The following is a 14,932-nucleotide window of genomic DNA, read 5'->3' as shown; positions in this document are numbered from 1 at the left end:
GTCTTGGGTTTTCAGAGTATCGAACAACAGCTAAAATACCGGCAAACAGTAACCTTGGTGTGGTTTCCACTTTATGAGAGTAATCGAAATTTTTGACAATAACAAGCAATATGAAGCACGAGTCACAAAAGCACAGAGCAATTACGGTATTTACAGATTTTTTGTCTACTCCTCTAGAAAAGCAACTAGAACGACATCTCAACACCCCAAGTGAATCAGTAGTCGTAGCTTTATTTCAGGATGTGGCTGCAAACGTCCCCGCTTACAAAGCTTTTTTAGCAGAACGAGAAATTAATCCCCACACTATTCAAACCTTAGAGGATTTTCAGAGCTTACCTGCGATCGCTAAAGAAAACTATATATCGCGTTATCCCCTAGCTGACTTATGCCGCTACGGAAAATTAGAAACCTGCGATATGATAGCCGCTTCCTCCGGTTCCACAGGTAAACCCACCTTTTGGCCGCGTTTCTTCACCGACGAACTGCAAATAGCCACCCGCTTTGAGCAGATTTTTCACGATAGTTTCTATGCCGATACCAAACGCACCCTAGCCGTGATTTGTTTCACCTTAGGAACTTGGGTAGGGGGAATGTTCACCACCAATTGCTGTCGTTATCTTGCCAGTAAAGGTTATCCTCTCACAGTGATTACACCAGGCAATAACAAAGCCGAAATTTTGCGTGTAGTGCAAGAACTGGGGGGAAATTTTGAACAAGTTGTGCTGTTGGGATATCCGCCATTTCTCAAAGACGTGATTGATACTGGCATTGCTCGTGGTGTGGAGTGGAAGCAATATCAGATTAAATTGGTAATGGCGGGAGAAGTATTCAGCGAAGAATGGCGGAGTTTGGTTGGTGAACGGGTAGGTTCTCAAAATCCCTACCACTATTCTGCATCACTTTATGGCACAGCAGACGCCGGAGTTTTAGCCAACGAAACACCGTTAAGTATCTGCATTCGTCGGTTTTTAGCAAAAAATCCCGACGCAGCCAAAGCTTTATTTGGGGAATCTCGGTTACCCACACTCTTACAGTACGACCCCATTCAACGATTTTTTGAAGTTGAGGATAGGACATTACTCTTTTCTGGAGATAATGGCATTCCCTTAATCCGCTATAACATTTTAGATCATGGCGGGTTAATTAGTTATAATGCCATGCTCAAGTTTTTAGCAGAATGGGGTTTTAATCCTGCCGCCGACTTACAGCAAGCTAGAGGAATTCACTCATTACCTTTCGTTTATGTTTTCGGACGTTCTAACTTTACAGTTTCCTACTTCGGCGCGAACATTTACCCGGAAAACGTCACGGTAGGATTAGAACAACCAGTCATTCAAGAATGGGTAACGGGTAAGTTCGTTTTGCAAGTAAAGGAAGATGCTGACAAGAACCGATTTTTGTCTGTAGTTGTCGAGTTAGCACCAGAGGTAGAAGCTACCGAAGATAAGCGAGAAACCATAGCATCTTCCATTCTCTCGCAACTGTTACGCCTTAACGGCGAGTTTGCTAATTACGTTCCCCCAGAATATCAAGTACCCCAAGTGGTATTAGCCCCCACCGGCGATGCAGAATATTTCCCCGTTGGCGTAAAACATCGATATACACGTAAATAGGTAAATTGGGCAAGAATTTAATAATTATTGATTGCCTCTTTACAACAGACTTGTATCTAGCAACTTGATTTTCCACTTTCTCATATAGCAATTCTTGTTTGGATATACAAGCATACCTCTTCTCTAATTCCTTAGCCTTCTTCCCTATAAATGAAGAGGGTTATGTATCCTAGGGTGTAATTGATTCAACTGAAAATAGCTATAAGTCAATTAAAGGAGTAGCAGATATGGTAACTATTTTTACCCAGTCTGTTGCTCATGTATTTTTCGGAAACGCCACTCTCTTGTATATGCCATCTAGGTTCCTTATTTAAGTAATTAAATTTGCAGTAATTTCTAATGACTCACTTCTGTAATTACCTTTATAGTATTTTTCAGGTTGATATCCGCTATAGATAAATTACATCCCTGAATTTTAAATTCGCCGATTTCTGGAACTAATGAGATGAGCAAATTGCCAAAAGTTATTGTTTTCGGAGCTAGTGATTTTATCGGCGAGCATTTTATCAAGTACTTGGCAGACAATAACTTTGATATATATGCCGCCGTGACAACTAAACCTGAGTACATACGGATACTTTTAACCGCGCTCAAGTGACCTATACTAACCACTGTAGAGAACAGTAACTCGCGAGCGAATTTACGCCTGTTTTTGCGCTACATTCAAATAATTTATCTAGAATCTGGGGGGACAATCTATTCTCTAAAAGTCCCTTAACCATTACAGAAACTAGAGTCTTTTGAATAAAGCTCTAAAACACCTGTTATAGTAGCATTTTACTTCTCGACCCTGGTATTTTTTTCAACTGAACAGTAGATTAGCCAATAACACAACACTTTGAAATGGCTATTTCTAATCTGTTCTGTGGGGTCAGTCCCAGTAGAATCTGCTATCATATCAAACTTATTGGCACTCGGATGAAAATCACTTAAATACAGTGGAATGCCGAGTCAATTAAGTACGTTCTGTACGTTGTGCTTACTTCAATGGCTCGCTAGCTATTTGATGTTTTTGCCACAGCTAAGTTTATTGCCGTTCTTGTCAGCATCGATAACAGTGCTGCACAAAAAACTGATATTTTTCAAAATCATTGTATGAGTTACATTATCTGTGTAAATCACCTCATAATGGTTTTGTTTTTACAGTACTTGTTCTTCAAAGTGCTGAAGTGCAACTGCCAAAACCACTAAAGCTTCATCTGCTATCAGTTCTACAGTCAAATCGACGGTAAACATCCCATCAGTTCGATATCCCTTTTCTCTATCGAGTTCATACAGCCCAATTAGCTCTAACCATTTTCTAATGATGCTGTAGCTGAGATAAGTTCAGTTTACGGAGTTATTCGTTTGCGACTTTTGCACGATTTTTATAATACTCCTGTGACAGAGATTTATCTCTGACTTTGATTTCCAGAGTTATCAATTTATTTTGTTTATTGATGGCTGTTTATTTCCAGCTATCTCGGCTTTTTAACCTGACACGCCAATCAGTTGACTGGACATTGAAACTCTTTCATCAACTCAGATATGCCTCCTTACGCTTGAGGTACAGATTCTGTCTGAAAAATTATAATTTCACAATGCTCAGAGTCAAAATCCTAGTATATAGCCTCAATTCGTCCCTCGATTAAGTAACCCCAAAATCTTGAGTTAAATTGCAAAACTTACTTATGAGCAAATTACTCCTTTTCTACTACAATATTGCTTTTCTTTTATTTACTTTTGTGCTCAACCTTAGCTTTTGGAAAAGCCTTCAGCGAATCAAAAGCCATTTCGTATCTATGCATCCTTTGCATTTTATAAACAGGCTGAGATTTCCTTCTGTTGAAAAAATACTTAGAAGTAAACTCTTGCAGAAAAATCTCCCAGTTAAATACAAAAAAAATGTTCAAATACTGAATGTGCAGATTGATAATTTTTCTATGCCTGAATTGCTGTCCTCTTTAAAAGAAGGTTTCATTCTCACTCCAAATGTTGATCATCTTATGAAATTGCAGACAGATATGGAATTTTTAAGAATTTATAGTTTAGCTGACTACAAGGTATGCGACAGTCAAATTTTACTCTTTGCTTCCCACTTTTTAAAAACCCCCTTTAAACAAAAAATTTCTGGGTCTGATTTATTTCCAGCATTTTGTGAATTTCACAAAGACAATCAGGATATTCAGATATTCCTTTTAGGAGGCATTGAAGGAGCATCAGAAAAAGCTGCCGACAGAATTAATAGTAAATTTGGTAGAAATATAATTGTCGAAGCTTATTGTCCACCGTTCTTTTTTGAGAACAATGAACAGGAATGTTTGAAAATAATTAACAGAATAAATAAATCTAAAGCAACTGTGTTAGCAATTGGAGTTGGGGCGCCAAAGCAGGAAAAGTGGATTTACAAACACAAGAATAACCTGCCATTGGTAAAAATATTTATGGCTATCGGAGCAACGATTAACTTTGAAGCTGGTGTAATTAAACGTGCTCCAAAATGGGTTAGCAACTGTGGCTTAGAGTGGCTTTACAGACTAGCTTGCGAGCCTCGAAGGCTATGGAAGCGATATCTAGTTAATGATTTACCCTTTATATGGCTTATTCTTAAGCAGAAGCTTGGTTTCTACAAGAAGCCTGACTTCCCTGCTTCAATAAAACTACCTTATCAAATGAACAAAATTCAATGAGTAAGACTCTTAGGACACGTAAGTTAGCCCACTTATTATTGAATAGGAGCGTGTAAATCACTCTAAAAAATGTGCTTTCACCGTTAGTTTAGGTAGCCTAAAAAAGAAGTATAGCTAGTTTAGTCTCGGCAAATAAGCAAGGATTAAAAGGTACCTTCTTAAATATCACAAGTGTCTATTTATGTCACATTAATTTGTCTCATATTCAAACATATTATGTGATTATAAACACTTAGCCACAACGATTCAGGCATCTTTTAACAAAGCTTCAACGCTCTGTTTGAGTATTGCATCTTACATTCCGCAGGTTGGCGCTCACTTTAACTAATTATCTGAGTTTCAGCCTATATAGGTTGAGCAATTGTCTGAATAGTTAAGAACAGAGTCAACAAGGTACGAAAAGATAAATTGGTAGTAAATGCCGATATTGCTTACCCAACAAAGGTTTGAGGCTATAACCTACCATAAATGTTTGATAACAAGACCAAAGCTGCGGAATGTCGGTTGCATTTATGTAGACAATCATTCACATTTAAGGGAATATAAATCAAAGTAAAATTTGTGGGATCGCTACAAAATTATGCCAATAAAAAACTTATTGAAGCACTGAAAATATTATCAGTTGGTTAATTTTTATTAGAAAAGCAAACTATTTTCTAATATGTGCTTAATTTATGTCTGGCTAGCTAAAAGTATGGTTTTTACAAAGAAGTTCATGTTACAACAAATATTTAAATAACCTAAAGATTATGGCAAATAGCTACCAAAAAATGTGCCGCATTTTGACTTACATACTTATTTGATTGGTTAGCAAAATTTAAGAAGATAGGAAGAGTATTCCAATAGTCTCATATCAGCATTGTTACCTCACTACCCACCTTTTAGTTCAATTTACACAGTATTCTTAAAGCTTGTATGACTGAGTTAATTTCTGTATTTAAAGGCTATTCGATATCCACCAAAATCAGGAATAGTTGGCTTTCTTACTTACTTTTATTAATTATTAGTAATTCTGCAATGTGGGGTTTAGCTTTCTTATATCTCAAAAATACTTCATCAACCTACACTAGTAAATTTTCTCTTTCTTTGCCTGGAACTATTACACATACAGATGTCAGTTTGCCTGACCGTGGAACCGCATACTCTCAGCCCGTATCTCCTTACGAAAATACAACTCAAGATCCAAGAGAAAATTATAAATTTGTTATTGAAAACCCAGTAGTTCAAAAAGCCGCAGCCGCAAAACTGCATATGTTACCAGAAGAATTCGGCAAACCCAGATTCAAGATCGTAGACAAGACTACAGTCATGAATTTTGAACTTATTGGGAATAGTCCTAAAGAGGCAGAGGCAAAATCCTGGGCATTTTACAAAGCCTTTCAAGAAAGGCTTGATGTACTCAGACGCCAAGAAGCAGAACGGAGAGAAACAAAACTTCGATGGTCACTCCGGGAGTCTCAGAAAAAACTAGACCTGGCTCAGAAACGTTTTTTTAATTACAGAAATCGTTCTGGTTTAGTATCAGATACACAAATTGAAGAACTCGCGACTAATCTTGAAAAATTACGCATACAAAAAAATGAAGCTGTAATTAAACAACAGCAAAACAGTACTCGTATGAGAGAACTATCAGCCAATTTTAAAGTATCTACCTCAGAAGCGACCAATTCTTTGATTCTCCAATCAGATCCTCTATTTCGAGACCACCTAAAAAATTATAGTGAAGCTTCAGCTAATTTAGTTCTTTTAGAATCCAAATTTCTTCCTACCCATCCTTCCATAGTTGACACAAGAAGTAAACAACAGTTAGCAAAATCTGCTCTAATTGCTCGAAGTGAATCTATTTTAGGCTATTCAATCGACCAACAGACTCTCAATAAGTTAAGCGGTGATGGCACTAAACAGACTTTTTTGGAGAGTGTAGTTACCGCTGGTGTAAACAAACAAGAATTTCAAACTACTGTTCAGGAATTAGACCGACAAACTACTCAACTCGAAGCAAGACTTCAGATAATGGCAAAGCATAAATCTATGTTAGAAGCTCTGAAAAGAGAAATGCAAATTTCTGAAGCTGTTTATTCTTCAACCCTTGCAAGCTTGGATGTTAATAAATCAAACTTCTACGGTTCTTATCCAGAAATTCAACTTTTGACTGATCCAACTTTGCCTAAAGAACCTGGTTCACCAAATACAAAACTTGTCTTATTAGGTACAGGATTAGCTTCGCTGTTTTCAATCAGTTGGCTACTGATAATATACTGGCGCTCTAATTCTATTAAATTTAGACCGAATATTAACGAGCACAGATAACAAAAAATATGAAACCTCAAAATTTTGAAGAACATATTGTTTGGTATTCTCTCATTAGCACATACATTCTTTATATAGCGGGCTTGCTATATATTGCTAACTCTACAATAGCCTGGGTATTATTTATTTACTTATGCAAAAAGCTTTGGATTCAAACACAAGGAATTTCGTTTGAAGAGAAAATTAGTATTCCCTGGATTGTCTGGCTTTGGATTATTTGTATGCTGATAATGGCCATAGGTACATATATAGGTTTAGTAAACTTTGACTACGATATTAAGGATATCATTAGAGGATTACTAAATTGGACTAGAGATTGGGCATTATTAGCATTATTTCCACTAGCAGGCTGTTGTCTTAACATTCGTCCACATTTGATTTACCGAGCAACTTGTTTGCTTTGCTTGCAGAGTTTGTTTTTTATCCCCATTTCTTACGCAGCCTACTTATTACACCTGCCTTCTCTTGTCTACTCTTCTCCTTTAGAGAGGATAACTCAGAATGGTACCATTTATTATAATGTAGTTCTTTACTTTAAAGAATTTGATGCTGGAGAAAGCTTCCGTCTTACTTTATTTGCACCTTGGTCTCCTGCATTAGCTTTGCTAGGTCTTATTTATTTCTTCTTTGCACTTCAAGAAGAAAATAAAATATGGCGTTGGATTGGCTTAGTAAGCAGCATTTTAATAACTTATTTAACAGCATCAAGAACGGCTATTATCTCTTTACCTATAATTATTGTATCAATTTGGTTTTTAAGCAACTTCTCCCGCCCATATGTACATATTTTGTCTAGCATTATCTGTTTTAGTTCAGGAATATTTTCCAGTTTTCTTGTGGAACTAACTAGACAATTACAGGAAACTTTTACGACTTCTAGACAAGGCTCTTCACGTGTGCGTGATATCTTAGCAAGAATGGCATTAGACCGCTTCAAAGATGCTCCTGTCTGGGGACACGGTCGTTCACAACCAGGCTTTGAAGCCACTGCTAATATGCCAATTGGTTCTCACCATACCTGGATAGGTCTTCTATATGTCAAAGGATTAATTGGTTTCTTTGCTTTTTTAATACCAATGGTATACAGCTTTATTTATTTGCTACTAAAGGCTCAAAAAAACACTACTTCCAAGGTAGGACTAACCTTTTTATTAGCGTTAATATCATTTACATTCACAGATAATCAAGAAGTATTAGCTTACCTCTACTGGCCGGGATTAATTATAATGGGAATTTCGTTTAAAGAAGAAAAGAACGCCGTTATTTTTAAATAGAATTTATTAAAAACACTTGCATAAAAAAATAGCTGGTTTTAATTCAACTAAATAAATATTAGTAACTTAAATCATGAAATTATGTTAATCAATAAACTTAAGCATAGATTATCTAATCAATATATAGGCAATATTAGTTGGATGGGAGGAGCTGAATTTGCGAATCGAATCTTTCGTTTGGGAACAACAGTTATTGTAGCTCGTGTGCTAAATCCCTATGATTATGGACTAGTAGCAGTTGTTTTAGCTACCAATGAAATTATAAATATCTTTACTTTGAAAGCAGGAATTGGCGCAAAGCTTATTCAAGCAAGCAAGGAAAATGTAGCTATTTTATGTGACACTGTCTACTGGATGAACTGGATTTTGTGTATTGGGCTGTTTATCATTCAGTGTTTTGTTGCTTTTCCTATTGCTTGGTTTTATGGCGATAATCGAGTTATTTTACCTATTTGTGTTATTTCAATAACTTACTTATTTCTACCTTTTTATGCAGTTCAAATAGCATTAATATTTCGAGAAAATAAATTCAAAACAATTGCATTGTGTAACATCAGTCAGTCTCTATTTGGAAGTATTATTACTGTAATTTTGGCGTTACTAGGTATGGGTATATGGGCAATAATTTTACCTATTGTCTTGACTCATCCTCTTTGGGTTATTATTAATCTTATGAATCATCGCTGGCGACCCACCAAGTCTTTTACCTTGTATCGTTGGCAGGAAATATCTAGTTTTGCTCTCAACGTACTGGGCGTTGAAATTCTTAATAAGCTAAGAGCAAATTTAGATTATCTAATAATTGGACGTTTCTTAGGAATTGATAATTTAGGTATTTACTATTTTGCCTTTAATGCAGGAATAGGGATTAGTTTGAATGTTATTAATACGCTTACTTGGTCTTTACTACCTTATTTCTGTGAGGCTAGAGAACAAATTAACGAGCTTAAAAAGCGCTATTTTAGTAGCTTGAAAGTAATTGCTTCTATCATCGTTCCTTTAGTTTTACTACAATCGGCTCTTGCTCCTATTTATGTACCAATTATTTTTGGACAAAAGTGGGTAGATGCAATACCAATTTTGGTAGTAATTTGTCTATCTGCTATCCCGCGACCCTTTGCTGAAGCTGCTGGTCATTTATTGAAAGCATTTGATAAACCTAGTGTCGATCTCTACTTTAATCTGCTGTTTACCGTAATTTTTGTGATGGGATTACTATTTGCCGTCCATTGGGGAATTCTTTGGGTAGCTGTATCTGTACTTGTTTCTCATATAGTGATAATGCCTATCTTTAGCGTCTGTGTTAGTAGATATGTTTTCTACAAAAAGTAAAATATCATTTTCAATACTTAGAGCATATTTCAACAGTAATTTTGACAAAGTATTTAACATATAGCTGAGTATGATTCTCATAAAGTAAACATGTTCAGCCTCCGTACTAAATTTATATGTTGCAAATACTTTGGAAATTTTTACTAGCTTTCAAGCAAACAGACCTTGTAATTAGTTGAAAATCTATCATGAACATCACTGTCAGCATAGTTATACCAGCTTATAATTCTTCTCGATATTTAGCTGAAACTATTGAACATGTTCTATCTCAGACATTTTTTGACTATGAAGTGCTGATAATTAATGATGGTTCTACGGACAATACTGCGGAAATTGCCACTTATTACAGTCAGCAAGATAGTCGAGTAAAGCTATTTACTCAAAATAATCAAGGACTTTCTGGTGCTCGCAATGCGGGGATTCAGATAGCTCAAGGAGAATACATCGCTTTTCTTGATTCAGACGATCATTGGTTGCCACATAAGCTTGCTGCCCATATGGAGCATTTTGCTAGATGCCCTGATCTAGGCCTTAGCTTTGGAAGAATAGAGTTTATGAGCTTTGATGGTAAGCCTACTAGGAAATTTTCTAACTCACGCTTATTCAAGCTTACACCAAAACACTTTTATTATGAAAACCCGGTAATTACACCATCTAATGCTGTAATTCGCCGTTCTGTCTTAGGACAAATTGGACTTTTTGATAGAAGCTTAAAAGTGTGGGAAGATATGGATTTATTTTTGCGTGCGGCATCCAAAGGATGGAAAGTTGAAGGAATTAATCAAGTTTTAGTACGTTACCGCAATAACCAAGCAGGTTTATCATCAAACCTTTATCTTATGGAGGAAAATTGGCAGCAATTTAGCAATAGAGTTCAACAATATGAGCCAGAACTTGTAAATCAACATTACCACACAGCAAAAGCAGCTTCCTTATGTTATTTAGCCAGAAGAAGTCTTCGATTAGGGCAATCTTCAGAAATTGGAGTAGATTTAATCAATCGTGCTCTAAAGTCTGACTGGAAAATTATCCTTAGAGAACCTCGGAGAACTATTTTGACAATAATGGCACTTTATGTAAATTATCTTATCCCAGGTTTAATTATTGCAAATTAGTAGAAGTACTTAGTCTTGATAGTTCGTCATTTTGGAAAATTTTAAACCAATGAAAACACCAACTATTTCCGTAATAATTCCGGCTTATAATGTTGAACACACCATTATAAAAACAATCACTTCAGTTCAAGCTCAAACTTTTTTGAACTGGGAGCTAATTGTGATTAATGATGGCTCAACCGATGAATCTCTCCAGCTACTTAACGAAATAAAGGATTCTCGTCTCAAAGTGTTTTCTTACCAAAATGGTGGTTTAGCAGTAGCTCGCAACCGTGGTATTAATCATGCTATGGGGGAGTTTATTGCCTTTCTAGATGCTGACGACTTATGGACGCCTGATAAGCTTGAATTACAATTAGAAGCCTTGCAAAAAAATCCGGAAGCAGGCGTTGCTTATAGCTGGACTTATTTCATGCAAGAGAAGGGTAAATATTTTCATACCGACCGTCCTTTATTTTTTGAAGGTAACGTTTTTGCTAATTTGTTAACTAACAATTTTATTGCCAGTGGTTCAAATCCTCTAATTCGTAAGCAAGCTATTGAATCTGTTGGGGAGTTTGACCCATTGGTTTCGGGAGCGGCTGATTGGGATTACTGGCTGCGATTAGCTGCACGTTGGCAGTTTGTTGTAGTTCCCAAAGCGCAAATTTTTTATCGTTTGTCGTCTAATTCAATGTCATCTCAAATCGAGTTCATGGAAGAGTGCCAATTGAGGGTAATTGAACGAGCTTTTCAATCAATACCAAGAGAATTACAATTTCTTAAAAATCAGAGTATTGCCTATATTTATCAATACTCTTTTCAACTATGTTTGACAAGAATACCAGGCGTAAAAGGAGTAAAAAAAGCGGAAGCAAAAATTTTGAAAGCCGTCCAAATATATCCAAAAATCTTACTTCACCCTAAAACTCAAAAGTTACTTGTAAAGCTGGTTTTGAAACAAATAATGACTCCTCAAGTTGCTGAATATCTGCTTCAGAGTATCAGTATATTACGTGCTAACCATACTCAATACTTGAAAAATGACAAAAAGCAGACATGGCCGACATAAATCCGGAAACAGCAATAACTAGATATTTTTTGTGTATTCGTTTACATTTTATTTAGTACCAAAAAATGAAAAAAGTTTCCGTAATTATTCCCGTCTACAATGCTGAAAAATACGTTGCAGCTACGGTTCAATCTGTACTGTCACAAACCTATCAAAACCTTGAAATTTTAATTATTGATGATGGTTCTGATGACTACAGTATAAAGATTTGCCAGCAGTTTGCTGATCCCAGAATTCAGATTATCCACCAAGCAAATAGGGGGGTACCAGGAGCGAGAAATACGGGTATTCGCTATGCCCAGGGGGATTATTTAGCTTTTTTAGATGCTGATGATATTTGGTTACCTACTAAATTAGCTCAACACGTCAATCATCTAAACAATTCACCGACTGTGGGAATTAGCTTTAGCTATTCTGCGTTTATTGATGAGGGGAGCAAGTTCACAGGATTTTATCAGAAGCCTCGTAAGCTTTACGACATCACGCCATCATATATTCTTTGTCGTAACCCTGTTGGTAATGGTTCAGCAGCAGTGATTAGACGAGAAGTTTTTGAAGAGATAAAGTTTCAAGACAAGCTGCATGGTAATGTAGAGGACTACTATTTTGATGAGCGATTGCGCCAGAGCAAAGCTGATGCAACGGATATCGAATGTTGGCTAAGGATATCAATTCAGACTCACTGGCGACATGAAGGACTGCCAGAGGCATTAACTTTATATCGGGTGAACTCAGGAGGACTTTCTGCTAACGCTTTGAAGCAATTGGAAGCTCTGGAAAAGGTGATAGAAAAGACTCGTTCCTATGCTCCAGATATCATTGCTCATTGCGAGAAACCTGCAAAAGCTTACCATCTGCGTTACACAGTCCGACGCTTGGTGAGCTTGGGTGAAGGAATAACTGCTGTGAAGCTATTCAATCAAGTTCTTGCTAATCACTGGCGCATTCTACTTGAAGAGCCGGGTCGGACTTTGTTAACTGGCGTTGCGGCTTATCTACTCTGGTTTTTATATCCGCTGAAACTATTTATCCTTAAGTCGAAAGTATCAGCTTGATAGAAACTGCATTGTAGTTATTAATCCTCTTTTGTCATTTTGGGTTTAAACTTTATACCCTTGAGTCGAAAGTGACAAAAGATTCTTAAATACTGAAGAAAATTTGTTCTAGTTAAACCTTTCTCAATGTCTATATTATTTAGGGAGTAAGCGCTCATGAATTTACAAGTATTACTACAAAATGCCCCTTTATTACATGAAGTCACACCCGGAACACTCACTTCATGGCAGATATCTGATACAACCTTGAATTTTTTAGATAAACATATCAATAAAAACTCGAAAACTCTAGAAACAGGAGCTGGTGTTAGTACTCTCTTGTTTGCAATAAAGGGTGCTTGTCATACATGTATTGTTCCAGATATAAAACTTGTTAATCGCATTCGGGAATATTGCCAAAATAATCAGATATTACCTCACAAAATAGACTTTCATGTAGACATATCTGAACGAGTACTACCATCTTTAACAGTGGATGATTTAGATCTTGTTCTTATTGATGGGCGCCATGCATTCCCTTCACCATTTATCGACTGGTATTACACTTGCAATAAGTTAAAAATTGGTGGGATGATGATAATTGATGACACGCAAATTTGGACAGGATCAGTGCTGAAGAACTTTCTGCTCTCAGAGCCAGAATGGGAACTAAAAGCTGACTTATCATCAAAAACAGCGGTGTTCGTAAAACTCGAGGAAAGCAGCCATGCAAAAAACTGGAGCGAACAAAGGTTTATAGCTGATAAAAGTCGCTATTCTATAGCGACTTCAAAAGTAAATAGAGGTTTTGAAATTTTGTCTCAAGGTGACTTAGGAAAATTCTTTTATAAGCTGATGAAAAAAAAATGAATCATGGCTTGTTATCCCTCTTCAATCACTCTAGGCAACGCCAAATTTGAGACCTTTATTTAACAAGGGTTTTGGCGATTTATTAAGGTTTCAAAATGTTCGCCACATTTTGTTGGTAATAAAATGTTCAAACCTTTATCACATCTAGATTTCAAAATTAGGAAATTATTTTTGCGATTCCCAGTTTAATGGAAGAGGGATATTTGTACTTCATTTACTCGCAAAGTGCTGTAGTTTGATTTCTGTTCGCCTACTTACTTAAATCTTTCAAAAATAAATCATCATTGGAGATTGACGAAATGAAGCTTAATAGCGGATTTGATCAAAAAATTACAACTTTTATTGATTCCTTACCTCGGGGAAGGAACTTTACTATCAAGATTGCTCGCTCGCTGCGTAAGGGAGGATTAACTTGGGACCCTTGGATTCTCAGAGATGGTGATATTTATCGTCTGTTTTATTTGGGGGGTCCCAAAGCTGTAGACCCCCGCACTCCTTGGTGGGCAGAAGCCACAATTTATGGTGCTATTTCTAGTGATATGAAACATTGGCAAGATTTGGGAGTCATACTCGAACCTGACCCAAAGAATCCACTAGAATCTCAAAGGATGCTTGCTGGTTCCACCTACCAAGAAAATGGTATTTATTACCTCTTTTACTCAGCAGCAGGTAAGGAAGATATGTGGAACGAGGAGATTGGGTTGGCAACATCTACTGATGGTATTCATTGGCAGCGCCAGTCGAGTCACCCTATTTTTGTAAACTTGGATGAACGCGATCGCTGGTATGGGAAATATGACTTTACTTTTACAAATGGAGAGACAATCACCCATCGCCATTGGCGCGATCCTTACATTGTAAAAGAAGAGCAAACTGGCAAGTACTATATGTTCATTTGTGCCGCAGCAAAGGAATTAGCAGCTAGCCCATTTTGCGGTTGTGTTGCTCTAGCAGTTGCTGACAGCATAGCTGGACCTTACACACTCCTATCTCCCGCTTGTATGCCGATTTTGGACAGGACAAGTGAATCAATTTATATAGAAATGGAGCGACCGCAGGTTATTTATCAAAATGGTAAATATCATTTGTTTTTCTCTTGCTGGCCCCATCGGTTGAATCCAAAATGGATACAGCAGGTTAGTCAGGAGAGAATTAGCCCATCTTCACTATATTGGTATGTTGCTGACGAAATTACTGGACCGTTTAAAGCTGTAAGTAAAAAACCCGTAGTGATGGGTAGTGAAAAAACAGGTATGTATGGAACAAACTTTTTTCCTTCACCAAATAATTCAAAGGAATTTATTGCTATTGGTTGGTATCACAATTTACTATCATTAGGCGTTTCGCCATCATTATTTCCTGTATTCTGGAATCATGGATTAGTTGAAATTAAATAATTTTAGTTCTGTTGCAAAAACTAGGACTGGTCTGGTACAAGTGTAGTTGTGTCAATAGTCTGGTATTAAAAAACTGCTCTAGACACAGAGAGGAGGCAGCGCGTTGCGGGGGTTCCCCCCGTTGTAGCGACTGCCGTCGCAGAGGTTGTAGGAATGATACCGATAAAAACGGATTTGATATGAACCGTATTGCGTGATGTGTTAGCACGCAGGCATGATAAAAAAAGCCTCCGCAAGAAAACATCTAAGTGAGGGTTTGATATCAAA

10 protein-coding genes are annotated in these 14,932 nt (G+C 36.9%); all 10 read left to right on the top strand.

The annotated features are described in order from the left end of the window. Nucleotides 1-110 precede the first annotated feature (110 nt). The 10 genes from CYLST_RS01630 to CYLST_RS01585 all read left to right on the top strand — a co-directional run bounded on the left by CYLST_RS01630 (nucleotide 111) and on the right by CYLST_RS01585 (nucleotide 14,665). Nucleotides 111-1,613 carry a phenylacetate--CoA ligase family protein gene (locus CYLST_RS01630; RefSeq protein WP_015205965.1) on the top strand — a complete coding sequence of 501 codons (1,503 nt, stop codon included), beginning with the start codon at nucleotides 111-113 and terminating at the stop codon, nucleotides 1,611-1,613. Between the two features lie 1,670 nt (nucleotides 1,614-3,283). Beyond that, nucleotides 3,284-4,282 (top strand): WecB/TagA/CpsF family glycosyltransferase, encoded by a 999-nt coding sequence (locus CYLST_RS01625; RefSeq protein WP_015205963.1) that lies wholly within the window; start codon nucleotides 3,284-3,286, stop codon nucleotides 4,280-4,282. 915 nt (nucleotides 4,283-5,197) lie between these two features. After that, the gene (locus CYLST_RS01620) at nucleotides 5,198-6,592 is read left to right on the top strand and encodes a GumC family protein (protein ID WP_015205962.1); all 1,395 of its coding nucleotides are present in this window, start codon (nucleotides 5,198-5,200) and stop codon (nucleotides 6,590-6,592) included. Nucleotides 6,593-6,600: 8 nt separating this feature from the next. Further along, nucleotides 6,601-7,866, top strand: a complete 1,266-nt coding sequence (locus CYLST_RS01615; RefSeq protein ID WP_015205961.1) for an O-antigen ligase family protein — start codon at nucleotides 6,601-6,603, stop codon at nucleotides 7,864-7,866. A gap of 81 nt (nucleotides 7,867-7,947) precedes the next feature. Continuing rightward, nucleotides 7,948-9,198 carry a lipopolysaccharide biosynthesis protein gene (locus CYLST_RS01610; RefSeq protein ID WP_015205960.1) on the top strand — a complete coding sequence of 417 codons (1,251 nt, stop codon included), beginning with the start codon at nucleotides 7,948-7,950 and terminating at the stop codon, nucleotides 9,196-9,198. A 188-nt stretch (nucleotides 9,199-9,386) separates the two neighbouring features. Next, nucleotides 9,387-10,313 carry a glycosyltransferase family 2 protein gene (locus CYLST_RS01605; RefSeq protein ID WP_015205959.1) on the top strand — a complete coding sequence of 309 codons (927 nt, stop codon included), beginning with the start codon at nucleotides 9,387-9,389 and terminating at the stop codon, nucleotides 10,311-10,313. A 49-nt stretch (nucleotides 10,314-10,362) separates the two neighbouring features. After that, nucleotides 10,363-11,364 carry a glycosyltransferase family 2 protein gene (locus CYLST_RS01600; RefSeq protein WP_015205958.1) on the top strand — a complete coding sequence of 334 codons (1,002 nt, stop codon included), beginning with the start codon at nucleotides 10,363-10,365 and terminating at the stop codon, nucleotides 11,362-11,364. A 65-nt stretch (nucleotides 11,365-11,429) separates the two neighbouring features. After that, a complete protein-coding gene (locus CYLST_RS01595) occupies nucleotides 11,430-12,419 on the top strand; it encodes a glycosyltransferase family 2 protein (protein WP_015205957.1) in 990 nt (329 codons plus the stop codon). A 156-nt stretch (nucleotides 12,420-12,575) separates the two neighbouring features. Next, nucleotides 12,576-13,268 carry a class I SAM-dependent methyltransferase gene (locus CYLST_RS01590; RefSeq protein WP_015205956.1) on the top strand — a complete coding sequence of 231 codons (693 nt, stop codon included), beginning with the start codon at nucleotides 12,576-12,578 and terminating at the stop codon, nucleotides 13,266-13,268. A gap of 299 nt (nucleotides 13,269-13,567) precedes the next feature. Beyond that, a complete protein-coding gene (locus tag CYLST_RS01585; RefSeq protein WP_015205955.1) occupies nucleotides 13,568-14,665 on the top strand; it encodes a glycoside hydrolase family protein in 1,098 nt (365 codons plus the stop codon). The last annotated feature ends 267 nt before the right edge of the window (nucleotides 14,666-14,932 follow it).

The sequence above is a fragment of the Cylindrospermum stagnale PCC 7417 genome (assembly GCF_000317535.1).
Taxonomy (GTDB): Bacteria; Cyanobacteriota; Cyanobacteriia; order Cyanobacteriales; family Nostocaceae; genus Cylindrospermum; species Cylindrospermum stagnale.
Note: the sequence above shows the minus strand (reverse complement) of the source record. Positions and strands in the feature narration are given on the sequence as shown.

What these genes read in the sequence shown, in the direction of transcription:
- CYLST_RS01625 (WP_015205963.1), top strand. Translation starts at nt 3,284, where the DNA reads ATGAGCAAATTACTCCTTTTCTACTACAATATTGCTTTTCTTTTATTT.
- CYLST_RS01615 (WP_015205961.1), top strand. Translation starts at nt 6,601, where the DNA reads ATGAAACCTCAAAATTTTGAAGAACATATTGTTTGGTATTCTCTCATT.
- CYLST_RS01590 (WP_015205956.1), top strand. Translation starts at nt 12,576, where the DNA reads ATGAATTTACAAGTATTACTACAAAATGCCCCTTTATTACATGAAGTC.
- CYLST_RS01600 (WP_015205958.1), top strand. Translation starts at nt 10,363, where the DNA reads ATGAAAACACCAACTATTTCCGTAATAATTCCGGCTTATAATGTTGAA.
- CYLST_RS01620 (WP_015205962.1), top strand. Translation starts at nt 5,198, where the DNA reads ATGACTGAGTTAATTTCTGTATTTAAAGGCTATTCGATATCCACCAAA.
- CYLST_RS01585 (WP_015205955.1), top strand. Translation starts at nt 13,568, where the DNA reads ATGAAGCTTAATAGCGGATTTGATCAAAAAATTACAACTTTTATTGAT.
- CYLST_RS01605 (WP_015205959.1), top strand. Translation starts at nt 9,387, where the DNA reads ATGAACATCACTGTCAGCATAGTTATACCAGCTTATAATTCTTCTCGA.
- CYLST_RS01595 (WP_015205957.1), top strand. Translation starts at nt 11,430, where the DNA reads ATGAAAAAAGTTTCCGTAATTATTCCCGTCTACAATGCTGAAAAATAC.
- CYLST_RS01630 (WP_015205965.1), top strand. Translation starts at nt 111, where the DNA reads ATGAAGCACGAGTCACAAAAGCACAGAGCAATTACGGTATTTACAGAT.
- CYLST_RS01610 (WP_015205960.1), top strand. Translation starts at nt 7,948, where the DNA reads ATGTTAATCAATAAACTTAAGCATAGATTATCTAATCAATATATAGGC.